Genomic DNA, 22,183 nt, shown 5'->3' on the forward strand with positions numbered 1-22,183 from the left:
CGACTGAGCGTGGAGACAAGGTCGGGGACGCCTGGGTTGTGAAGCCCTGAGGGTGGTGGCCGCCGCGCACGACCGGCGGACCGTGCAGGTCCGGGATCTGGCGATCGGTGGCAGGCCGTGCCGGCTGGTGTGGTCCAAGCGGATCTGGCGCTGCCGCGAGCCGTTGTGCCCCACCGCCACGTGGACCGAGCGGCGCGACGACGTCGCCCGACCCCGGCATGGGTCGGCGATGCACGAGGTGACCGATGACGGGCTGCCGCTGGTCGATGATCCGGCCCGCACCGCCGGCGTGTCGTCGTTGGGGGTGGACGAGAGGTCGTTCCTGAAGGCGTCCTACCTGCGCAAGCGACGAACGACGTTCGTGACCGGCTTGGTCGACCTGAACCGGTCCAGGCTGCTGGACATCGTCCCGGGCAGGGCCGGATCGGCGGTCACCGACTGGCTCGAGGGCCGGGACGATCCGTGGCTGTCGGCGGTGGAGAAGGTCGCCCTGGACCCGCATCGCGGCTACTTCAATGCCCTGGTTGGTGGTCTGGACGCCCCCACCGTCGTCGTCGACGCATTCCATGTGGTGAAGCTGGCCAACACCGTGGTGGACGAGGTCCGCAGGCGGGTCCAGCAGGAACAGACGGGCCACCGAGGGTTCAAGGGCGACCCGCTGTACGGGATCCGCAGGATTCTGCTGACCGGTGCCGAACGGCTCAATGACAAGTGGACATCCCCGAGATCCGCAGGCTCGGCAAGACGATCCGGCGGTGGCGGACCGAGGTGTTGGCCTACTTCACCACCGACGGGCTCAGCAACGGAAGGACCGAGGCGATCAACGGTCTGGTGAAACGGATCAAGCGAAACGGGCATGGCTTTCGCAACTTGATCGCGTAGGGCCATGAATCGTCCGTGACACTGGCAAACAGCCACTGCGCGACTCGCAGTGGCCGTCCTTTGACGCGGATATCAGCACTTCCGCATGTCATTGACGGGGTGGACGGTATCACTGAAGCGAATAACCCCGTCCCCGCTGTTCCAGTACTCCAAGAAGTAGGGGGCCAACCCTGTGCCCTCCTTGCTCAATACTGGGGTGATGGTGTCACCGCGATAGTCTATTTGAGTTGAATCGACCCGGAGAAGGTTGTTGTCGGCAGCGTTCCACGTGTTTCCCCCGACAATGCCGTCCTGCGAGAGGCCGTAGAGGGCTTGATACGTCTTGGTGGCGTTTCGCGTCGAGCTCCCCCAGAACCCGTCGATATTGCCGCAAGCCGCAGTAAATGCGTAGTCCGCTCGCAAGAACAGTTGCCACATAGCGACGTAGTTTCCAGTCGACACCGAACAGCCGTTGCATAGCGTGTGTTCATCGGACTGAAAGTCGTCGGTCACGGTGGTGCCTACCCATCCAGTGGTGAGGCTATCGCGGTTCCGATCATGCCGACCATCAAGAGCGTGGAGATAGCAATGGACATGAATGTTCGCCGCATCAAGAAGTTGCCTCCTCAACCAGTGCCTCAGTGAAGGAAACGATGCCCTCGGGGGGAATCGGGCCCTTGACGTAGACGTTGACGATCGAGCCGTCCGCCTGTGCGAAGAACAGGTCTTCGAAACCATTGTTGCGGATTACACGAACTCCGGGAAGCCCGCGGACCTCGACCTCTTCGAGGATGTCGCCCGCCAGCTCGGCTGCCGTGATGTCCAGGGCCTTGTCGCCATGACCCTCGTCCCCGGCGCCCTCCTCAGCCGCCCCGGCAGTGGCGCTGGCGTTCCATGAGACGAATTCACCCAACGTGGGCCCGTTGCCGTTGGTTGGGGAAACAATGGTGATGATTACCCGGGTGGTGGACGGGTCGCCCAGCGGCCCATTGGTGAGCCGTCGAACCGGCTGTGCGCTCAGGTCGGACGCAAGCGTTTCGGTTGCAGCGACGCCCTCGCCCATGGGCGGGGCGAATTCGGGCAGCTCCACAGAAATCAGGTCGTCGGGCAGCATGGTGACGCGGTCAGAGGTCTTGAAGGGGGCCTCATTGGCAGGAGGGGGGGCCTCCTGATTGTCAGCTCGGCCATCGCCATCCTCTGTGGGCTGTTGTTGGGCCGTGGCGGGCGGCGTTTCGCCGGCCAACCCGACAATGAGCCAGCAGAGAGTTCCAGCGAGAACCACCCCCAAGACCAGCCAACGCGAACCTAAGATGCGAGTCAATGCAGCTCCTCCCCGTGACGAAAATATGTTCGATCGCCGTCCCAGCCGATCGTTGTAGCTGTTCGCCACTCGATATCGATCCAGTGCCATTGAGTAATGGTACTCGGGTTATCGTATTCCGCCCAAGGTTGTTCGCCCCTGGCCATTCGACCGGTAGGAATGGCTTGCGCGGCGCGAGACACCGCGATGCTGCATCGTGATGTGCGCGGTGTCCCAGCGTGTGACTTCATCGCCTCCTACACGGTCCGTGCCCCTCACCGGGTCTACGACGACTTTGCGTTCGCAGGCCCCCAGTCGCTTATGTCGATGATTACCAAACGATGTTCTACAGAGGATCCCTAGGGGCACACATTACTACTGCGGCGGACGTGGAGGTTTCCGCACTCGAATTTCGAAGGTAGCGTTTGCGAGAATGGTCGTAGAGCAGATGGGTGGGAAGGTGCCGGCCAGAGCAGTGAAAGACGTTCAAGAGATTGCCAAATTCATACGCGACAGCTAGTTCGCAGGGTTTCGTACGAGTGCCCATCGGTGGCCCTTCTGTCCACAGTGGTGGTCGACGGCGCCTCGAGTCCTGACGGACGGCGGACGGCGGACGGCGGACGGCGGACGGCGGACCGAGTATGAGTCCCTGACTCCGCAGGTACCATCACCAGCCAACCGATGAGCACTTTCGTATCCAGCAAGGGCAACGGCCCGCCGTTCCAGGGCAGGGCCACCGGTCCGCTGCGCGCACGCTGCGAGGTCCTGCAGTACCGCAAGATCGGCAAGTACCACTCGATCACGTTCGTCTCCCCCGAGATGGCCGACCGCGCCGAACCCGGCATGTTCGTCACCATCGGGGTGGAGGGGCACTCCACGGTGCTCCGCCGACCGTTCGCGATCTACCAGGTCAGCCGTCACGGCCCCTGGGCCGGCACCGTCGAGATCGTCTTCGACGTCGTCGGCGAGGGCACCCGCTGGTTGGCCTCCCGGGTCAAGCACGACACCGTCGACCTCGTCGGGCCGCTCGGTACCCCGTTCCCGCTGCCCAAGCAGAACGTCGGCTGCCTGCTCGTCGGTCAGGGGTACGGCGCCGCACCGCTGCTGTACCTCGCCGGTGTCCTGCAGCAACGCGGCTTCCGCGCCGACATGATCATCGGGGCCAAGGACGCCGACGGCATCTTCAACGCCATCGAGGCCAAGCGCCTGTCCGCCACCACCATCCTCGTCACCGAGGACGGGTCGCTGGGGGAGGAGGGCAACATCCTCGACGTGATGGACCGCCACCTCGACCTCGGTCGCACCGGCCTGATCTACGCCTCCGGGCCGATGCCGCTGCTGCGTGACGTGTCCGGGCTGGCCGCCAGCCGTGGCGTCCCCATCCGTGTCGCCGTCGAGGAGGCCATGGCCTGCGGCACCGGGGTGTGCTGGACCTGCGTCATGCCGGTCGAGCGCAAGGGGGCGGTCTACAACCTGCGGTCCTGCATCGAGGGTCCGGTCTTCAACGGCGCCAAGGTCCAGTGGGACGCCATCGGCGCCCTGCCCGTCCACGACATCCCCGAACCGCTGCCCGAGGACGACGCGTGAGCACCGTGCCGTCCTCCCGCAAGGCCCGCTCGGCTCCCGTCACCCCCGCCGAGGTGGACCTCCGCGTCCAGCTCGACGACATGATCCTGCGCAACCCGATCCTTGCGGCCAGCGGCACGTTCGCGTCCGGGCAGGAGATCAACCGGTTCTTCGACGTGAACCGCCTGGGCGCCGTGGTCATCAAGTCCATCACCATGGAACCGCGGCCCGGCCTGCCGACCCCCCGCATGGCCGAGACTGCCAGCGGCATGCTCAACGCCATCGGCCTGCAGAACGCCGGGGTGGAGCGGTGGCTGTCGCTGGACTACCCGTGGCTGGTCCACCACGGCGTGCCGATCATCGCCTCCATCGCCGGCCGCACCGTCCACGAGTACCGCCAGGTCGCCGAGAAGCTGCGTGGCCTCGAGGGGATCGTGGCCATCGAGGCCAACATCTCCTCCCCGAACGCCGACGCGGGCGGAGGCCTCTTCGCCGCCCACCCCGCCACCGCCGCCGAGGTTGTCTCGACCATCATGCGGGTGGCCACCGTGCCGGTGTTCGCCAAGCTGACGCCCGACGTGACCGACATCGTCCCGATCGCCCACGCGGCAGCCGAAGCGGGCGCATCCGGGGTCTCGCTGATCAACACCGTGCTCGGCATGGCGATCGACGTGGAGACCCGCCAGCCCAAGCTCGCGGCGGGCATGGGTGGGCTGTCGGGCCCCGCGATCAAGCCGATCGCCATCCGTGCGGTCCACCAGATCCACTCCGTCATGCCGGACCTGCCGATCATCGGCATGGGCGGTGCGGCCACCGTCGAGGACGTCGTGGAGTTCATGCTTGCCGGCGCCAGCGCTGTCGCCATCGGCACGGCCACGTTCGCCAACCCCATGGCGTCGATGGAGATCGTGGAGGGGCTGCCGAACTGGCTGGCCGAACGCGGCATCCGTCACGCCCGGTCGCTCATCGGTGGCGTGCGCATCTGACCGCCGGGCGGGCGAGACCGGGGCGTAAGGACCAACCGGTATCACCCGTATCCTCCGGCGATGCCCTCCTCACTGCGCTCCGTCCTGCCACCCGTACGCTCCGTGTCCTGGCGGCTGTTCGCCCCGGTGGTGCTGCTCCTCGCAGCGCTGCTGGCCGTGCAGCCCCCGACCCACGCCCAGACCGAGGGCCCGACGACGGAGTTCGAGGACAACGGCGCGTCGGACTGGACGTCGCTGGAGGGTGAGCAGGCGTTCCTCGCCGCCGTCGCCGAGGGCAGCGACCGGGTGGCGATCACCGAGATCGGCCGTTCGCTCGAGGACCGCCCGATCCAGCTGGTGGTGCTCGGCGAACCCGCGCCGCCGAGCGTCGAGGAGGCGCTGACCCGCCCGACGATGTACTTCACGTGCTCGGTCCACGGTAACGAACCCGCCGGCCGTGAGGCCTGCCTGATCGAGCTGCGCGACCTGGCCTTCAGCGACGACCCGGCGATCGTGGAGCTGCTGACGACGGCGACCGTGCTGTTCACGCCGACGGTCAACCCCGACGGCCGCAACGCCAACGCCCGCGGCAACTCCACCGGGGCCGACATCAACCGCGACCACCTCAACCTGCGCCAGGCCGAGTCACAGGCCGTCGCGTCGGTCATCCGTGACTGGCAGCCCGACGCGGTGCTCGACATGCACGAGTACGGCGGCTCGCCCGTGGTCTACGACGACGACATCACCGTCCTGTGGCCGCGCAACGTCAACGTCGACGACACCGTCTACGAGCTGGCGTTCTCGCTGGTCAACGACCACATCTTCCCCGGGGTGGAGGAGCGTGGCTTCACCGCCGACGAGTACGGCCTGCTGTCCCTCGGCGACGTCGACCTGACCCAGACCGCCGGCAACGGCGACGAGGGCATCCTTCGCAACCTCGGCGGGCTGCGCAACTCCCTGGGCATCCTCGTGGAGAGCTCCGTCCTCCCGCGGCTGGTCAACCCGGTCGACCCGACCGACGTGATCGACCAGGGCATGTCCCGCCGTGTGGCCTCGCAGAGCGCGACCATCGAGGTGGCGCTGGAGTTCCTCGACGAGCGCGGGGCCGAGATCATGGCGGCCACCGCCGAGGCGCGGGACCGCAAGGCGGTCGAGGGTGCCGAGCGGTCGGCCCCGATGTACTTCGACGGGCAGCGCCAGGACACGACCATCGACGGGTCCGGCCCGCCGCCCAGCGAAGAGGGCACCGTTGACCCGCCTCCCTGCGGGTACCTGCTGACCGCCGAGCAGCACGCGCACGTCCGCCAGACGCTCGAGCTGCTTGAGATCGGCTGGGTCGAGCTCGACGACGGCACGGTCGAGGTCCCCATGGGACAGGCCGCCGAACCGCTGATCCACCTGCTGCTCGACCCGCGTGGTGCCCGCAACCACTTCACCGGCACCGACGCCACGTGGGAGGGTGACGCCGAGGACGTGCCGGTTGCCCTGGACACCTGCACACCGGCGGTCGAGGAGGAGCGGTTGATCCGGCGGATCGAGGGTCCCACCCGTCCGGCCACCGCCGCAGCTGCCGCCGAGATCACCGTCGTCGAGGCCGACACCGTCGTCATCGCCACCACCGCTGACTACGCCGACGCCCTCGGCGGGACGGTCCTGGCCCGTTCGCTGGACGCCCCGCTGCTGCTGAGCGACCCGGCCCGGCTGTCGGCCCCGGTCGAGGCGGAGATCACCCGTCGAGGGGTGACCGACGCCGTCCTGCTCGGTGGCGTCGCGGCGCTGGCCCCGGCCGTCGAGGACGACCTGGTCGAGCTCGGCGTCACCGTGCGACGCATCGCTGGCGACAACCGCTTCGAGACCGCGGGCCTGATCGTCGACGAGCTCGGTGGGCTGGTCGGCTCGGGATCGGTGACCGTGGTCGAGGGCGAACACGCTGATCCCGCCCGTGGCTGGCCGGACGCCGTCGGCGCTGGCGTCCTGGACCGGCCGATCCTGCTGGTCAACGGCGAGCGGCTGCCCGCCGAGACCGCCCAGCGCCTCGACGACGTCGACGTGACGATCATCGGTGGGACCGCCGCGGTGTCACGGACCGTCGAGGCCGAGATCGCCGCGATCGCGTCGTCGGTGGACCGCGTGGCCGGGGACACCCGCTACGGCACGTCGCTGGCCGTGCACGAGGCCCGCACCCTCCCGTCCAGCGGGACGGGCGAGGCGCTGCCGTCGATGTGGCTGGCGTCGGGTCGTGACTGGCCCGAGGCGCTTGTCGGCGCGGCGACCGGCTCGCTGTTCCTCCTGGTCGACGGCGAGGACCCCGAGGGCTCGCCCGAGACGACCGGCTGGCTCGCCGCCAACGGCGATGCCTTCGGCACGGTCAACCTCGTCGGCACCGAGGACGAGCTGTCCCCGGCGGTCGAGGCGTCCCTGCGCGAGCTGCTCGGCTAGCTCGACGGACGAACGTGGTCCGGCCGGTGTTCAGCCCTCGAGCACCGGCGGACCGATGATCGACTCGATGATGCCCCTCACCTCGCCGGGCTCGGCGTGGCGTCCGGTGGCGTGCTTGGAGTAGACGAGCTCGCCGTCGAGCGTCACGTCGTAGACACCCCGGTCACCGGGGACCAGCCGGACGTCGGCGAACAGCGGCGCCCAGGCGTTCAACACCTCTGCCGTCAGACCGACGGCGCGTGGAATGTAGTTTCAGGGAACGCAGAACTCGATGAGCAGCTCGTGGCGTGGATCCAGCATGCCCGCAGTGTAAGCGGCGGGTTCTCGGGGTCCGGCGGTGCAGGAACGGGCGGGGTGGACGTCGAACTCCTCACCATGAGCCGAACACTGCGAGTCCTCCTTGTCGTGCTGTCGTTCGTGACGGCGGCGTTGCCCGCCGGCGCCCTGCCCGCCCCGGTCGCGGGCCCGGTTGCCGATGTCGCCGGTGCGGCCGGGCTCGGGGTGTGCGACGACTCCGACGGCCGCCACTGCCTGCTGCCGTTCCCCAACGACCACTTCACGGTCGAGGACGCCTCGCAGGTCACGGGCCAGCGGGTGGACCTGTCGATCCTCGGCATGCCGCAGAACGTGGCGGGCAAGCCCATCGACCCGACGGAGTACAACCGCAACGACGGCTTCTCGCCGGGCCAGCCGGCCGTGACGTTCGTGCCCGGCCTGGACCTCGACGCGACGTGGCAGGCCGTCGTGGGGGCCGACGCGGCGGCGACCACCGTGGACGATCCCGCTCGTTCGCTGCACGCCGACGCGCCGATCGTCGTCATCGACGCCGACACCGGTGAGCGGCACCCGGTCCTCGACGAGCTCGACCACAACGCCCACACCGGTGAGGACGAGCGCAGCCTGATCGTGCGTCCGGCGGTCAACTACACCGAGGGCCACCGCTACGTCATCGGCCTGCGTGACCTCCGCGACGCGTCGGGGGCGGTGCTGCCGGCCGGTGCGGCGTTCGCGGACTACCTGGCGGGGGAGGGTGCGCAGGCCGACAAGCAGGCGCACCTCGACACCGAGGTGCTGCCGGTGCTGCAGGCCGCCGGGGTCGACACCGACGAGCTGTACCTCGCGTGGGACTTCACCGTGGCGTCGTGGCAGAACCTGGCCGGCCGCATGCTGCACATCCGCGACGAGGCGTTCGCCCAGCTCGGTGACCGCGACCTCGAGGACCTCGTCGTCGAGGGGGTCGCCCCGACGTTCACCATCGACTACGTGGACACCGCCGACGGCAACTCCGACCGCGTGGTCCACGGTGCCGTGACGGTGCCGAACTTCCTCCAGCTGCCCCAGGACCCGATCGACCCGGGCCGCATGGATCGCGACGGCCACGACGTGCCGATGCAGCAGGTCCCCGGCAGCCGGTTCGTCTACCTCGACGGTGACGACCTGCCCGACATCAACCCGGTCGCCCCGACGATGCAGATCCCGTTCGTCTGCGCCGTGCCGACCACCGCGGTCGATGAGGACGGGCTGGTCAGCGACCCGGCGCGGATGGCGCTGTACGGCCACGGCCTGCTCGGCCAGCGGATCGAAGGGGCCTACTGGTCGGGGGGCCGCCACATGCTGACCGACCAGAACACGATGAACTGCGGGGTCGACTGGATCGGCATGGCGCAGGAGGACCTCGCCAACGTCGCCATGATCCTGTCCGACGCCTCCAACATGGGCAGCCTGGCCGACCGAGGCCAGCAGGGCTTCCTCGGCTTCCTGATGGTGGGCCGGGCGATGCTGCACCCCGACGGGTTCGCCACTGACCCGGCGTTCCAGGACGCCGCGGGGCAGCCGGTCATGGACACCTCGGTCCTGACCTACGACGGCAACAGCCAGGGCGCGATCATGGGTGGCGCGCTGACGGCCGTCGCGCCGGACTTCACCAACGCCGTGCTGGGCGTGCCCGGCATGAACTACTCCACGCTGCTGAACCGCTCGGTGGACTGGGAGGGTGAGCTGTTCGACGCCGAGGAGCCCGGCCTGCCCGCCTACTCCCAGGTGATGTACCAGGCGTATCCGGACGCGGTGGAGCAGCAGCTCGTCTTCTCCCTCATCCAGATGTTGTGGGACCGGTCGGAGTCCAACGGCTACGCCCACCACATGACCGACGACCCCTACCCCAACACCCCGGCGCACCGGGTGCTGCTGCACGTCGCGTTCGGTGACTTCCAGGTCGCCAACCTCGCGGCGGAGGTGCAGGCCCGCACCGTCGGGGCGGCGGTGCTGGAGACGGCGCTGGCCGACGGACGTCACTGGGCCCGCGACCCGTTCTTCGGGCTCGAGCGCTTCAGCGGCTCGCACGCCGGGTCGGCGCTCGTCTACATGGACTCGGGCAACCTCGTCCCGCCCAGCGGCAACGTGCCCCCGGCCCACGAGGGCTCCGACCCCCACGGCCACCCCCGCCACGACGTCCTCGGCGGCGAGCAGAAGGCCACGTTCCTGGACACCGGCGTCGTCGTCGACACCCGCAACGGCGCGACGTGGTGGACCCGCAGCTGCCCCGCCCAGGACGCCGTCCCGGTGGCCTGCGGCTCGTAGTCCCCGGGGTCGGCGGTCGCGCGTCCCCCCACCCCCCGGCGGATGGAATCGACTCCAGTACTGCGCGTCGGAGCTTGCCGTGGAGTCGATTCCGTCCCGCGCCAGGCGTGTGACCTGCACGAACGGCCGAATCGCGTCTGTTCGCGGAGTCGAATCCATCCGGATGCGGAGTCGAATCCATCCGGGTGGGGGCCGGTTGGGTTCCCGGCCGGGGAGGGGCCGGAAAGCCCAGGGGGAGGGGCTGGAAGGCCCAGGGGGAGGGGCTAGAGGGTCGCGGCGATCTCGCGGGCGGCGGCGGCGGGGTCGGTGGCGCGGGTGATGGGGCGGCCGACGACGAGGTGGCTGGCGCCGGCGGCGAGGGCCTCGGCGGGGGTGGCCACGCGGGCCTGGTCGTCGGTGGCCGCGCCGACGGGGCGGATGCCGGGGACGACGACCAGCGGGTCGACGCCGATGGCCGCTCGGACGGCCTCGACCTCGGAGGGGGCGCAGACGATGCCGGCGGCACCGGCGTCGATGGCCAGCTTGGCCAGGCGGGGGACCTGCTCGTCCACGGGACGCATCCCGACCGCGACCATGTCGTCGTCGTCGAGGGAGGTCAGCACGGTCACCGCGAGGATCGCCACGTCGGGGGCGGCCTTGACGGCGGCGGCGATCATCTGCGGGCCACCGCTGGCGTGCACGGTCAGCATCGCCACCCCGAGGTCGGCGACCGCAGCGGCGGCACCGGCGACGGTGTTGGGGATGTCGTGCAGCTTCAGGTCGAGGAAGACCGGGCCGCGTTCGACGACCGCACGGGCGAGGGAGGGGCCGCTGGCGGTGAACGCCTGCAGGCCGACCTTCAGGTGACCGCACTCGGGGGCCAGCTGGTCGGCCCAGGCCACGACCTGGTCGGCGTCGGCGCTGTCCAGCGCGGCGATCAGGGGGTTGCTCACGGGGTTCCTCCGGGGATCGTTGGAGGCCACCACCGCCTGTGGCGACCCCGCCAACGATACGCCCGGTCAGGCACCCCCGACCCCGGACCACCGGCCGGGTCGACCAACGCCGTCAGCGCAGGCGCTTCTCGTAGAACCGCTCGGCGTGGGGGTTGTCGTTGTAGCGCTCGATCGGGGTGTAGCCGGCCGACTCGTACATGGTGATGGCCTGGGTCAGCACCCCGTTGGTGTCCAGCCGCACGACGTCGTGGCCCAGGCGCAGGACCCACGCCTCCAGGTGGTCGAGCAGCCGACGGCCCATGCCCGTGCCGCGGACCGCCGGGGACACCCACATCCGCTTCACCTCTCCGATCCCGTCACCCAGCGGGCGCACGCCGCCGCAGCCGACGACCTCACCGTCGCTGCGGACCAGCACGAAGACGCCGTCGGGACGCCGCATGGTCTCTGCCCCGTCGCTGGCCGCGCCGAGCGACGCCCCACCACCGACCCCGCGATCAGCGATCTCGGCCAGGTAGCGCCCCATCGCCGTCAGCGCCTCCTCCGACAACGGGTCGACCACGACGAACTCCGCCGTGGCGGCACGCAGCAGCCGCTCCGCCGTCCCCAGGGCCTCCCGCAGCCGGTCCCGCTGGGTCGGCCCGAGCGGATCCAGCAACCCGGCAGCGAGCTCGTCGGACCGGCGATCCAGCTCCTCCCACTCCTCCGTGCCCGCAGCCGTCAGCTCGACCAGACGACGACGACCGTCCGTCGGATCGGCCGCGACGGTCACCAGGCCGGTGTCCTCCAGGCTCCGCAGCAGCCGGCTGACGTAGCCGGAGTCCAGCGACAACCGTTCGCGCAGCTCCAGCACCGTCGACCCGTCCAGTCCCACCTCGAACAGCAGGCGGGACTCGGCCAGCGGCCGTCCCCGCCCGAGGAACCGATCCTCCAGCACGCCGATGTGCTGGGTGTAGCGCCGGTTGAAGGCCCGCAGCACGGCCACGTCATCGCTCATGTTGTCTGACTTTAGTCAGAGGATGGCTCGACGGCCACCCGGACGGGCGATCCGTGGCTGCATCCCGTACGCTGCCTGCCCCCATGGAACGCCACGACCTCGCCCGCGCCATCTTCGACGCCGCCCACCTGACCGGAGAGTTCGTCCTCCGTTCGGGCGCCACCTCCACGGAGTACTTCGACAAGTACCTCTTCGAGGCCGACCCGGTGTTGCTGCGCGAGATCGCCGAGCACCTCGCCCCCTCCATCCCCGAGGGCACCGAGGCGCTGGCCGGCCTCGAGCTCGGAGGCGTGCCGATCGCGGTCGCCCTCAGCCAGGTCACCGGCCTGCCCACCCTCTTCGTCCGCAAGGAAGCCAAGTCCTACGGCACCGCCAAGCTGGCCGAGGGCGGGCCCGTCGGCGAGCGCCGCATCACCGTCGTCGAGGACGTCGTGACCTCCGGCGGCCAGGTCATCCTCTCCTGCGGTGACCTGCGCGAACGCGGCGCGGACATCCTCGGGGTGCTCTGCGTCATCGACCGGCAGGCCGGCGGCCCCGAGAAGCTGGCCGAACACGACCTGGCCCTGTCGCCGTTGTTCACGATGGACGAGCTCAAGGCATCCCAGCAGGGCTGAGCACGAATCTTCCACACCCGTTGACGGTGGCGGGGTGGCGCCCACTAGGATCCGGCTGCCTCCTTCCACGAAGCGACACACGAAAGCATCACGATGGCGGTACCCGAGCTGAGTGACGACGCGCGACGAGCTGCGCTGGAGAAGGCAGCGGCCGCGCGGCGGGTTCGCGCGGCCCTGAAGCAGCAGCTGCGCGATGGTGAGCTGACCCTCGAGGAGGTCGTCCGGCGTGGCCGCGACCCCCGGACCGAGGAGGACATCGTCCTGTCCAAGACCAAGGTCTCGGCGGTCCTGGAGTCCATCCCGCGGATCGGCAAGAAGACGGCCCGGCGGACCATGGAGCTGCTGGACATCTCCGAGTCCCGTCGCCTTCGTGGCCTCGGCGACAAGCAGACCGAGCGGCTGCTCGAGGCCTTCGACGGGAAGCGTCCGACGTTTTGAGCGAGCAGGACCACACCCCCGGGACCCTGCTGGTCGTCAGCGGCCCCGGTGGGGTCGGCAAGGGCACGGTCGTCGCGGCGCTGCGCGAACGCCACGACGAGATCGAGGTCTCGCTGTCGGCGACCACCCGCCGGATGCGCCCGGGGGAGGAGGACGGCGTCCACTACCGCTTCGTCTCGCCGACGGAGTTCCGCCGCATGGCCGACGACGGCGAGTTCCTGGAGTGGGCCGAGTTCAACGGCCACCTCTACGGCACCCCGTGGTCCTCCGTCACCGACCGCCTCGCCGCCGGCGCCACGCTGGTCCTGGAGATCGACGTGCAGGGCGCCAAGCAGGTCCGCCAGCGCCAGCGCGACGTCGGCGACATCGCCGCGACCCTGGTGTTCCTCGAACCACCCAGCTGGGACGACCTCGAGCGGCGTCTGCGCCACCGGGGTTCGGAGAACGAGGAAACCATCGAGCAGCGCCTCACCATCGGTCGGGAGGAGATGGCGCAGGCCGAGGACTTCGACCACCGGGTGGTCAACGACCGGGTGGACGCGGCGGTCAAGGCGCTGGAACGTATACTGGCCCTTCAACGTTGACCGACGGCGCGTTCGCCTGCCGTCAGGTCGACGGCAGGCGGCAGCCCGAACTCGCGGCGCTGGACCGCCCTCGACGACCTCTCAAGCACCTCGACATCCTCAGGGGCACGAACGCCATGGCCACTATCGACGACCTCCTCGCCCGCGTGGACTCCAAGTACACGCTGGTGCACCTCGCGGCCGTGCGCGCCCGCGAGATCAACAACTACTACCACTCCCTCGGTGAGGGCATCGGGCAGTACGTCCGTCCCCTCGTCGAGCAGGTGGACTCCAACAAGCCGCTGTCGATCGCCATGGAGGAGATCGCAGCCGACAAGATCGTCGTGCAGCGTCCCGACGAGGCTCGCGCCCGCGCCGCCGAGGCCCTCGCGGCCGACGAGGACGGCGAGGTCGTCTCCCTGCCGCAGGGCGAGGACGCCATCATCGACGACGCCGACGACGCGCCGACCGAGATCTAGCGTTCGACCATGGACACCGCGCTCGAGGGGTTGCGGGTCCTGCTCGGGGTGTCCGGCGGGGTCGCCGCCTACAAGGCCGCCTCGCTGGCCCGTGGCCTGAAGAAGGCCGGCGCCGAGGTCCAGGTCATCATGACCGGCGGCGCCACCCGGTTCGTGCAGCCCGACCAGTTCGCGGCGCTGACCGGGCGTCCTGCCCACACCGACACCTTCACCGACGTGCACCGCATCGTGCACGTGGAGGTGGCCCGGTGGGCCGACGTGGCGATCATCGCCCCGGCGACGACCAACGTGATCGCCAAGTTCGCCGCTGGCATCGCCGATGACCTGGTGACCTCGGCCTTCACCTGCCTGACCGTCCCGACGGTCGTCGCCCCGGCGATGCACACCGAGATGTGGCTGCACCCGGCGACACAGGCCGCCGTCGCCACGCTGGCGGCACGCGGCACGATCATCGTCGGCCCCGGCGAGGGCGAGCTGGCCGGCGGCGACGTCGGCCCCGGCCGCCTCGTCGACGAGGACGTGCTGCTGGAGGCCGTCGCCCGCGCGGCAGGTCGACTGGACAGCCCCCTGAGCGGGCGGACCGTGCTGGTCACCGCTGGCGGCACCCGCGAGGCGATCGACCCCGTCCGCTTCCTCGGCAACCGCTCCAGCGGGAAGATGGGCCACGCCATCGCCGCCGAGGCCGCTGCGCTGGGCGCCAAGGTGGTGCTGGTCACCACCTCGACCCTCCCCGTGCCACCCGGTGTGGAAGCCGTGCCCGTGGAGTCCGCCATGGACATGCACGAGGCCGTCATGGCCCGCGCCGACGTGGCCGACGTCATCGTCAAGGCCGCCGCGGTCGCCGACTTCCGCCCCGCCGCCCGAGCCGAGCAGAAGATCAAGAAGGCCGACGGCACCCCGACGATCGAGCTGGTGCCCAACCCCGACATCCTCGCCGAGCTGGGCGCCCGCGAGGACCTGCGGGCGGTGCTGGTCGGCTTCGCTGCCGAGACCACCGACGTGGAGACCCACGGCCGCGACAAGCTGCGCCGCAAGGGTGCGGACCTGATCGTCATCAACGACGTCAGCCAGGCCGACGCCGGGTTCGCCGTCGACACCAACCGTGCCGTCATCCTCGGTGCGGACGGGATGCGTCGGGATGTCGCGCTGACCAGCAAGCGCGAGCTGGCCTCGATCCTGCTCGGCGAGGCCGCCGCCCGCCTGCCCGGCTGAGCGCGCACAGACGGAACGCCCATCTCACCGTTCGGACTGTCCGATGGGGGTCGGCGCCCGTAGGGCACCGGTATAGGCTGTCCGCCAACGCTTTTTCTGGGGGTGCCGTCTGGTGCGCCCCCGATCCCCGAACACGAAGGAATCCCCACGATGGCGCGTTCATGGCAGTTCACCTCCGAGTCCGTGACGGAGGGCCACCCCGACAAGGTGGCAGACCAGGTCTCCGACGCGGTCCTCGACGCGGTGCTCGCCAACGACTCCAACCCGTGGGACGCCCGCGTGGCCTGCGAGACGCTGGTCAACACCGGCCTGATCGTCGTCGCCGGTGAGATCCGCACCGACGCCTACGTCGACATCGCCGCCATCGCCCGCGAGACCGTCGCCGGGATCGGCTACGACAGCTTCGACGCGGGCTTCGACGGCCGCCTCTGCGGTGTGCTGGTCACCATCGACCCGCAGTCGCCTGACATCGCCGGTGGCGTCGACTCGGCGCTGGAGTCCCGCACCGAGCCGACCGGCGACGAGCTGGACAAGCTGGGCGCCGGCGACCAGGGGATGATGTTCGGCTACGCGACCAACGAGACCGAGTCGCTGATGCCGCTGCCGATCGACCTGGCCCACAAGCTGGCCAAGCAGCTGGCGGCCGTCCGCCACTCCGGCGAGGTCGACTACCTGCGCCCCGACGGCAAGACCCAGGTCACCGTCCGCTACGAGGGCAACACCCCCGTCGCCATCGAGCGCGTCCTCATCTCCACCCAGCACAAGCCGGGCATCGACATCGCAACCCAGATGCGCCCCGAGCTGCAGGAGAAGGTCATCTCCGCCGTGCTGCCGTCGGACCTGGCGTTCGACGCCGCCGACTTCCTCTGCAACCCCTCGGGCAAGTTCGAGCTGGGTGGCCCCCAGGCCGATGCCGGCCTGACCGGCCGCAAGATCATCGTCGACACCTACGGCGGCATGGCCCGCCACGGTGGCGGGGCGTTCTCCGGCAAGGACTCCACCAAGGTCGACCGGTCGGCCGCCTACGCCGCTCGCTGGGTCGCCAAGAACGTCGTCGCGGCCGGGCTCGCCGAGCGCGCCGAGCTGCAGGTCGCCTACGCCATCGGGGTGGCCCACCCCGTCTCGGTCATGCTGGACACCTTCGGCACCGAGACCCAGGACGTCGACAAGATCCTCGCCGGGATCAAGGAGGTCTTCGACCTGCGGCCGGCCGCGATCATCCGTGACCTCGGCCTGCGCGAGCCGATCTTCTCCCCGACCGCGGCGTACGGCCACTTCGGCCGTGACGAGTTCCCGTGGGAGGCCACCGACCGGGCCGACGCGCTGCGCTCGGCCGCCGGCGCGTAGCGTCACCACGGCCACGGCCGACCACCCCACACCCGTCGACACGCGGGCCGGCTCCCGGCCCGCGTTCGCGCGTGTCGTCGTCGATGTCGGCCCGGCCCACCTCGACCGGCCCTTCGACTACCGGATCCCCGACGGCGACCGGGTCGGGGTCGGCTCGCGTGTCCGCGTGCGGTTCAACGGTCGGCTGCGGACCGGCTGGGTCATCGGGCTGACCGACACCCCCGAGGTCGAGGAGTCGAAGGTCAAGCCCCTCGATCGGGTCGAGGGCGACGTCCGCTGGTTCGGCCCCGACGACCTGACCGTGTGGCGCTGGGTGGCCGACCGCTTCGCCGGGACCCTGTCGGGCGCCATCGCCCACGCCCTGCCCCCACGCATCGTCCGGGTCGAGCACGAGGCCGCCTCGTGGGGCCCGGCCCGCCACCCCCTCGACGCCCCGATCGGGGCCTCCGTCGCGGATGGACGAGGAGCGGCGCGATCGGGTCAGTCGTCGGCCGAGACGATCGCGCCCGACCTCGCCGATGGCCGATCCAGCCCCCGATCGCGCCCACCGGAGGCCGCGCAGCCGCGCTCACCGGAGGAGGGGCGGGCGCGGCCGCCGTGTGCGTCGGAGGGGTGGAAGGGCCTCGACGGGTCGGCCCTGCTGAAGGCGGCGTGGGAGCCCGACGGGCGGGCCTACCACCTGCGTCCCCCGCTCCACCAGGACATCGGGCCCCTGCTGGTCGACCTCGTCGCCCGCACGACCAGCAACGGCTGCACCGCCCTGGTGATCGTGCCCGGCCCCGCACCCGGTCCGGCCGACGACGTCGTTGCCGCTTTCGGGACCGCCGTGGCCGACCACCGCCACTTCGACCGCGACGCCGACCGCTACCGCGCCTACCTCCGCCAGCTCCGCGGCGACGTCACCGTGGCCGTCGGCGAGCGGGGGCTGGCGCTGATGCCGATGCCCGACCTAGGCCTGATCGTCGTCGTCGACGAGGCGAACCCGGCCTACAAGGAACGTCGCAACCCCCGGCACCACGTCCGCGAGGCCGCCCTGGCCCGCGGACGGATGACCGGCGCGACGGTCGTCCTCACCTCGAGCCTCCAGTCCGCCCAGGTCCACAAGCACCACGACGGCGGCCACCTCACCCTCGTCCGCGCCGACCGGGCCACCGAACGCGCACTCGCCCCCGACGTCCGGGTCGTCGACCGCACCACCCTCTCGCCCAAGGACCGCCGCACCCGCCTCGTCGGGCCGATCACCAGCCGGGTGGCCGAGGTCGTCCGCACCGGCGGGACCGTCATCGTCCTGGCCGCCGGAAAGGGCAGCGGGTCCTCCCTCGCCTGCAGCGACTGTCGCAACCGGCACGAGTGCCGCGACTGCGGTGCCGGCATCGCCCCCGTCGACGGGGCCCCGACCCCGACCTGGCGGTGCGCCGTGTGCAGCTGGACCACCCCGCCCCGGCCCTGCATCGACTGCGGCGGCACAGAGACCTTCCCGCTGCGCGCCGGGGCGAAGCGGCTGGCCACGGAGTTGGCGAAGGCCCACCCCGACGCCGAGGTCGGACACATGGAGGGCTTCGACCAGCCCGGCCCGACCAGCCGTCCCGCCATCGCGGTGATGACCCGCGGGTCGGTCGTGGCGCGGCCCGACTGGCTGCACGGCCGCCGCGCCGACCTGCTGGTCGTCGCCGACCCCGACGTGCTGCTCGGCCGACCCGATGTCGAGGCCGCCGAGGACGCCCTGCGGCTGTGGCTCGACGGGGCCGCGCTGGCCGAGGAGGTCATGGTCCAGACGGGCCAGCCGACCGAGCCGGCGCTGCAGTCCCTCGTCCGCCTCGACCCCGACGGGTTCTGGCCGGCCGAGACGGAACGACGCACCCCCCTCGGCTTCCCGCCCGCCGGGTCCCTGATCCGCATGACCGGCGTCACCCCCGAAGCCGCTGCCGCCGTCCGCGCGGACGTACCCGGTACCCTTCTGGGACCCGACCCCGACGGTGTTGCGCTCCTGAAGACCGACACCCTGCGTGACACGGTCGCCGCCCTGAAGCCACTGCGCAACACGTGGGCGCAGGACGACATCCGCGTCCGGGTCGACGTGGACCCCACCATCACCTGAGCCAGCCGCAACGAGGAACAACAAGCCGTGTCGACACTGCCAATCCGCCTCTTCGGTGACCCGGTGCTGCGCCAGCGCGCCAACGAGGTCACCGAGTTCGACGACAAGCTCCGCCGCCTGGCCGACGACATGATGGAGACGATGCGCGCCAGCAGCGGTGCGGGCCTGGCCGCCAACCAGGTCGGCGTGCTCAAGCGCCTCTTCACCTGGGAGGCCCCCGACCCCTCCGGCGAGGGCTTCGCCTCGGGCGCGGTCGTCAACCCCGACATCACCTTCGAGAGCGAGGAGATCCAGGAAGGGGAGGAGGGTTGCCTGTCCTTCCCCGGGCTGTTCTATCCGACCGCCCGGCCGCTGGAGGTGCACATCACCGCCCAGGACGTCTTCGGCGAGGACGTCGAGATGGAGGGCGTCGGGCTGCTGGCCCGCATCATCGCCCACGAGATCGACCACCTGAACGGCATCCTGTTCATCGAGCACCTCGAGAAGCACGACCGCAAGGACGCCATGCGACGCATCCGTCGCGGCGAGCTCGAGAACCCACCAGCCCCCGAGGGAGAGGTCCTCTGACCATCCGCATCGCGTTCTTCGGTACCCCCCAGCCGGCGGTGCCGGCCCTTCGTGCGTTCGTCGAGGCCGACGACGTCGAGGTCGTCGCCGTCGTCACCAACCCCGACCGTCCCGCGGGCCGTGGCTACAAGCTGACGCCACCCCCCGTGAAGGTCACGGCCCTCGACGCCGGCCTGGAGGTGTGGCAGCCGCAGAAGCCCCGCGAGCGGCTCGACGACCTGAAGGCCCTCGACGTCGACGCCTGCGCGGTCGTCGCCTACGGCTCGATCCTGCCGCAGGACGTCCTCGACGTCGGCGGCAAGGGGTTCGTCAACCTCCACTTCTCGCTGCTGCCGGCATGGCGCGGCGCCGCCCCCGTCCCCGCCAGCATCCTGGCCGGTGACACCACCACGGGCGTGACCTGCTTCCGGCTGGACGCCGGCATGGACACCGGCGACGTGCTGACCCGCCACGAGGTGCGGATCCTGCCCGACGAGACCAGCGGCGAGCTGACCGCCCGGCTGGCCGAGGCCGGCGGCCCCGTCCTCGTCGACGCCATCCGCGGGCTGGTCGACGGGTCCCTGCCGCTGCAGCCCCAGGACCACGACGCCGCCACCTACGCCTCCAAGATCAACGCCGAGGACGCCCGGCTGGACCTGACCGACAGCGCCGAGGTGCTGGATCGCATGATCCGTGGCTACAACCCGATGCCCGGCGCGCACACCACCTTCGACGGCACCCGCCTGAAGATCCATCGGGCCGTGCCGATGCTCGACGTCGACGGCACCCCCGGTGCGGTCGTCGGGGACGTCGACGGCAGGCCCGTCATCGCCGTTGGCCGGGGCGGGCTGCGCCTGGACCAGGTCCAGCCGGCCGGCAAACCACGCATGGACGGCCGCGACTTCGCCAACGGCTACCGACCGGAACGGCTGGGCTCGTGAGCGAGGAGGACCAGGTGGACACCACCGCCGCAGAGGGGGCCGACCGCGAGGGCGTCGCCGCCCGGCAGACCGCCCTCGTCATCGTCATGCAGGTCCACGAGAACGACGCGTGGGCCTCACCCGTGGCCGACCGGATCCTCTCCAAGAGCCCCCTGGACCAGCAGGACCGGAACTTCGCGGCCAACCTGGCGTTCTCGACGCTGCGCTGGGAGGGCACCCTGGACTGGGTCCTGGCCAACGCCGTGTCCCGTGGCCTGGAGGCCGTCGAGCCCACGCTGCTGGACCTGCTGCGCATCGCCACCTGGGAGCTGCTGCACGGCAACCAACCCGTCCACGCCGTCGTCGACTCCCACGTCGAGGTCGCCCGCGTGGTCGTGGGCCAGCGCGCCACCGGCTTCGTCAACGGGGTGCTGCGCAACATCGCCCGCCGCATCGACGACCTGCCGTGGCCCGACGAGGCCACCGACATGGGCCTCGGCCTGAAGTACGGCTATCCGTCGTGGGTCGCCCACGCCGCGGTCAAGCGCTTCGGCGACGAACGCGCCGCGGAGGTGCTGGACGCCGGCAACCGTCCGGCGCCGCTGGTGCTGCGTGCCGTCGCCCCACGCGAGGACGTGCTGGCCGCGCTGGCCGCCGAGGGCATCGACGCCGAGCCGGGCACGATGGCCCGCGACGCGATCGTGCTGGCCGACCGCATCCAGCCCGGCCGGCTCGCCGTCATCCGCGACGGCCTGGCGATCGTGCAGGACCAGGCCTCACAGGTCATCGGCCAGACCGCCGCCGAGGGGCTGCCAGCGGGGGCCACGGCCATCGACCTGTGCGCCGCTCCCGGCGGCAAGTCGACCCACCTGGCGCAGCAGGGCCTGCAGGTCACCGCCGTGGACCGCCATGCCGGACGGCTGCGACGCGCGGCGGAGATGGCCGACCGCCTCGGGCTGGAGATGGCCACTGTCACCGGCGACGGGGCCACCGTCGACCTCCCCGAGGGGGTCGACCTCGTCCTGGTCGACGCGCCCTGCTCGGGACTCGGCGTGGTCCGACGCCGACCCGAGCTGCGCTGGCGTCGCAGCCGGGAGGACGTGACATCGATGACCGCCGTGCAGCAGCAGCTGCTCCAACGAGCGGTGGATCTCGTCCGGCCGGGTGGACGGGTGGTCTACTCGGTGTGCACCTGGACCTCCGACGAAGCCGATGACGTGGTCGCCCACGCCGTCGACGGTGGTCGCGTCACGGTGGCTGACGTCCCACAGGTGGGGACACCCACCCGGTTCGGCGTGCAGATGGCGCCCGACCGCGACGAGGGAGATGGCATGTACATAGCGGTCCTGGAACGAACGGCGGAGGTGTCGTGACTGCGGACAGGATCCTGGTCGTCGACAACGAGGCGGACATCCGGCGGTTCATCGAGGTGAACCTGCGGCTGGAGGGCTTCGAGGTCGTCTCGGCCCCCGACGGCGAGGAGGGCCTCGCAGCGGCGTTCGAGGTCGACCCCAGCCTGGTCCTCCTGGACGTGATGATGCCGGGCATCGACGGCATCGAGGTCTGCCGTCGGTTGCGTGCCGACCCCCGGACCAGCCACGTCCCCGTGATCCTCCTCACCGCCAAGTCGATGACCGTCGACAAGGTCGTCGGGCTGGCCGCGGGCGCCGACGACTACGTCCTGAAGCCCTTCGACCCGATGGAGCTCGTCGCCCGCGTGCGCACCACCATGCGTCGCGCTGCGGACCTGCGAGGTGCCTCCCCCCTCACCGGGTTGCCGGGCAACCACCGCATCGAAGGCGAGATCGCCCGGCGGCTGGACCAGGGGCAGGACATCGCCGTCGCCTACGTCGACCTCAACAACTTCAAGGCCTACAACGACCACTACGGCTTCCTCGAGGGCGACAAGGTCATCCAGGCCACCGCCCAGGTGCTGCGGGACGTCCTGACCGGGACCGCCTACGCCGAGGCGTTCCTCGGCCACATCGGTGGCGACGACTTCGTCATGTTGTTCGACCCCGTGCAGGCCGACGACGTCTGCAGCGAGTCGATCCGACGGTTCGACGAGATGATCCCGACCCTGTACGCCCCCGAGGACCGCGAACGTGGGTACCTCGAGCTGCGGGACCGTCGCGGGGAGATGCGGCGGTTCGGCCTGGTCTCCATCGCCATCGGCGTGACGACCAACGCCCACCGCACCTTCCTGGACCACCGCGACATCGTCGCCGTGGCCACGGAGATGAAGACGCACGTGAAGAGCGCACACCCCGACACGTCGGCCTACGCGCTGGACGGTCGCACGGGCTGACGCCGTGGCGTCGCCGCGTAG

General features: G+C 70.6%; 20 protein-coding genes and 1 pseudogene. 16 read left to right on the top strand and 5 right to left on the bottom strand.

Translation table 11 applies throughout. The features are described from left to right. The first annotated feature begins 55 nt into the window (after positions 1-55). Positions 56-882 (top strand): annotated as a pseudogene (locus tag DVS28_RS08785) (transposase). A gap of 72 nt (positions 883-954) precedes the next feature. Here the strand turns inward: DVS28_RS08785 and DVS28_RS08795 are convergent. Together DVS28_RS08795 and DVS28_RS29175 are read right to left on the bottom strand one after the other, a co-directional pair. After that, complete coding sequence (locus tag DVS28_RS08795; RefSeq protein WP_216826492.1) at positions 955-1,374, bottom strand: peptidoglycan-binding domain-containing protein; 420 nt, start codon at positions 1,372-1,374, stop codon at positions 955-957. 97 nt (positions 1,375-1,471) lie between these two features. After that, on the bottom strand, positions 1,472-1,975 hold the full coding sequence (locus DVS28_RS29175; RefSeq protein WP_216826493.1) for a hypothetical protein: 504 nt from the start codon (positions 1,973-1,975) through the stop codon (positions 1,472-1,474). A gap of 867 nt (positions 1,976-2,842) precedes the next feature. Here DVS28_RS29175 and DVS28_RS08800 point away from each other — a divergent pair. From DVS28_RS08800 to DVS28_RS08810, 3 genes are read left to right on the top strand one after another with little or no spacing between them, the layout of a single operon-like run. Beyond that, on the top strand, positions 2,843-3,748 hold the full coding sequence (locus DVS28_RS08800) for a dihydroorotate dehydrogenase electron transfer subunit (protein WP_114591127.1): 906 nt from the start codon (positions 2,843-2,845) through the stop codon (positions 3,746-3,748). Next, a complete protein-coding gene (locus DVS28_RS08805; RefSeq protein ID WP_245973585.1) occupies positions 3,745-4,713 on the top strand; it encodes a dihydroorotate dehydrogenase in 969 nt (322 codons plus the stop codon). The genes DVS28_RS08800 and DVS28_RS08805 overlap by 4 nt, the downstream gene beginning before the upstream one ends. Before the next feature lie 60 nt (positions 4,714-4,773). After that, positions 4,774-7,131, top strand: coding sequence for a cell wall-binding repeat-containing protein (locus tag DVS28_RS08810; RefSeq protein ID WP_114591128.1), 2,358 nt, complete (start codon positions 4,774-4,776; stop codon positions 7,129-7,131). 30 nt (positions 7,132-7,161) lie between these two features. Here the strand turns inward: DVS28_RS08810 and DVS28_RS08815 are convergent, their stop codons facing one another. Continuing rightward, positions 7,162-7,377, bottom strand: coding sequence for an Rdx family protein (locus DVS28_RS08815; protein WP_114591129.1), 216 nt, complete (start codon positions 7,375-7,377; stop codon positions 7,162-7,164). 129 nt (positions 7,378-7,506) lie between these two features. On the opposite strand from DVS28_RS08815, the gene DVS28_RS08820 reads away from it, so the two are divergent. Continuing rightward, positions 7,507-9,711, top strand: a complete 2,205-nt coding sequence (locus DVS28_RS08820) for a hypothetical protein (RefSeq protein ID WP_216826494.1) — start codon at positions 7,507-7,509, stop codon at positions 9,709-9,711. A gap of 263 nt (positions 9,712-9,974) precedes the next feature. Here DVS28_RS08820 and pyrF read toward each other — a convergent pair whose 3' ends face one another. Next, positions 9,975-10,643 carry an orotidine-5'-phosphate decarboxylase gene (pyrF, locus tag DVS28_RS08825; RefSeq protein WP_114591130.1) on the bottom strand — a complete coding sequence of 223 codons (669 nt, stop codon included), beginning with the start codon at positions 10,641-10,643 and terminating at the stop codon, positions 9,975-9,977. Between the two features lie 112 nt (positions 10,644-10,755). Then, positions 10,756-11,637: a bifunctional helix-turn-helix transcriptional regulator/GNAT family N-acetyltransferase gene (locus DVS28_RS08830; protein ID WP_114591131.1), complete on the bottom strand. Its 882-nt coding sequence runs from the start codon at positions 11,635-11,637 to the stop codon at positions 10,756-10,758. Between the two features lie 83 nt (positions 11,638-11,720). Here DVS28_RS08830 and pyrE point away from each other — a divergent pair, with 83 nt between their 5' ends. The 11 genes from pyrE (at position 11,721) to DVS28_RS08885 (ending at position 22,162) form a co-directional block, all read left to right on the top strand. Beyond that, positions 11,721-12,251 (top strand): orotate phosphoribosyltransferase, encoded by a 531-nt coding sequence (gene pyrE / locus DVS28_RS08835; RefSeq protein ID WP_114591132.1) that lies wholly within the window; start codon positions 11,721-11,723, stop codon positions 12,249-12,251. Positions 12,252-12,344: 93 nt separating this feature from the next. Further along, on the top strand, positions 12,345-12,689 hold the full coding sequence (gene mihF, locus DVS28_RS08840) for an integration host factor, actinobacterial type (RefSeq protein ID WP_108665614.1): 345 nt from the start codon (positions 12,345-12,347) through the stop codon (positions 12,687-12,689). Next, positions 12,686-13,273, top strand: a complete 588-nt coding sequence (gmk, locus tag DVS28_RS08845) for a guanylate kinase (protein ID WP_164710228.1) — start codon at positions 12,686-12,688, stop codon at positions 13,271-13,273. The genes mihF and gmk overlap by 4 nt, the downstream gene beginning before the upstream one ends. Continuing rightward, positions 13,270-13,731: a DNA-directed RNA polymerase subunit omega gene (gene rpoZ / locus DVS28_RS08850; RefSeq protein ID WP_245973586.1), complete on the top strand. Its 462-nt coding sequence runs from the start codon at positions 13,270-13,272 to the stop codon at positions 13,729-13,731. The genes gmk and rpoZ overlap by 4 nt, the downstream gene beginning before the upstream one ends. Positions 13,732-13,740: 9 nt before the next feature. Next, entirely contained in the window at positions 13,741-14,943 is a 1,203-nt protein-coding gene (coaBC, locus tag DVS28_RS08855; protein WP_114591133.1) for a bifunctional phosphopantothenoylcysteine decarboxylase/phosphopantothenate--cysteine ligase CoaBC, read from the top strand. Between the two features lie 150 nt (positions 14,944-15,093). Further along, positions 15,094-16,290 carry a methionine adenosyltransferase gene (gene metK / locus DVS28_RS08860; RefSeq protein ID WP_114591134.1) on the top strand — a complete coding sequence of 399 codons (1,197 nt, stop codon included), beginning with the start codon at positions 15,094-15,096 and terminating at the stop codon, positions 16,288-16,290. After that, complete coding sequence (locus DVS28_RS08865; RefSeq protein WP_114591135.1) at positions 16,226-18,388, top strand: primosomal protein N' family DNA-binding protein; 2,163 nt, start codon at positions 16,226-16,228, stop codon at positions 18,386-18,388. Before metK ends, DVS28_RS08865 begins: the two co-directional genes overlap by 65 nt. A gap of 27 nt (positions 18,389-18,415) precedes the next feature. Beyond that, complete coding sequence (def, locus tag DVS28_RS08870; RefSeq protein WP_114594076.1) at positions 18,416-18,955, top strand: peptide deformylase; 540 nt, start codon at positions 18,416-18,418, stop codon at positions 18,953-18,955. A gap of 8 nt (positions 18,956-18,963) precedes the next feature. After that, on the top strand, positions 18,964-19,875 hold the full coding sequence (gene fmt, locus DVS28_RS08875) for a methionyl-tRNA formyltransferase (protein WP_281273549.1): 912 nt from the start codon (positions 18,964-18,966) through the stop codon (positions 19,873-19,875). Then, entirely contained in the window at positions 19,872-21,227 is a 1,356-nt protein-coding gene (locus DVS28_RS08880; RefSeq protein ID WP_114591136.1) for an RsmB/NOP family class I SAM-dependent RNA methyltransferase, read from the top strand. The genes fmt and DVS28_RS08880 overlap by 4 nt, the downstream gene beginning before the upstream one ends. After that, entirely contained in the window at positions 21,224-22,162 is a 939-nt protein-coding gene (locus tag DVS28_RS08885) for a GGDEF domain-containing response regulator (protein WP_216826496.1), read from the top strand. Before DVS28_RS08880 ends, DVS28_RS08885 begins: the two co-directional genes overlap by 4 nt. Positions 22,163-22,183: the final 21 nt, after the last annotated feature.

The sequence above is a fragment of the Euzebya pacifica genome, assembly GCF_003344865.1.
Lineage (GTDB): Bacteria > Actinomycetota > Nitriliruptoria > Euzebyales > Euzebyaceae > Euzebya > Euzebya pacifica.

Coding starts and splice junctions, on each gene's coding strand:
- DVS28_RS29175 (WP_216826493.1), bottom strand. CDS start 1,975: ATGCTGCCCGACGACCTGATTTCTGTGGAGCTGCCCGAATTCGCCCCG.
- DVS28_RS08800 (WP_114591127.1), top strand. CDS start 2,843: ATGAGCACTTTCGTATCCAGCAAGGGCAACGGCCCGCCGTTCCAGGGC.
- DVS28_RS08810 (WP_114591128.1), top strand. CDS start 4,774: ATGCCCTCCTCACTGCGCTCCGTCCTGCCACCCGTACGCTCCGTGTCC.
- DVS28_RS08820 (WP_216826494.1), top strand. CDS start 7,507: ATGAGCCGAACACTGCGAGTCCTCCTTGTCGTGCTGTCGTTCGTGACG.
- DVS28_RS08830 (WP_114591131.1), bottom strand. CDS start 11,637: ATGAGCGATGACGTGGCCGTGCTGCGGGCCTTCAACCGGCGCTACACC.
- pyrE (WP_114591132.1), top strand. CDS start 11,721: ATGGAACGCCACGACCTCGCCCGCGCCATCTTCGACGCCGCCCACCTG.
- mihF (WP_108665614.1), top strand. CDS start 12,345: ATGGCGGTACCCGAGCTGAGTGACGACGCGCGACGAGCTGCGCTGGAG.
- coaBC (WP_114591133.1), top strand. CDS start 13,741: ATGGACACCGCGCTCGAGGGGTTGCGGGTCCTGCTCGGGGTGTCCGGC.
- metK (WP_114591134.1), top strand. CDS start 15,094: ATGGCGCGTTCATGGCAGTTCACCTCCGAGTCCGTGACGGAGGGCCAC.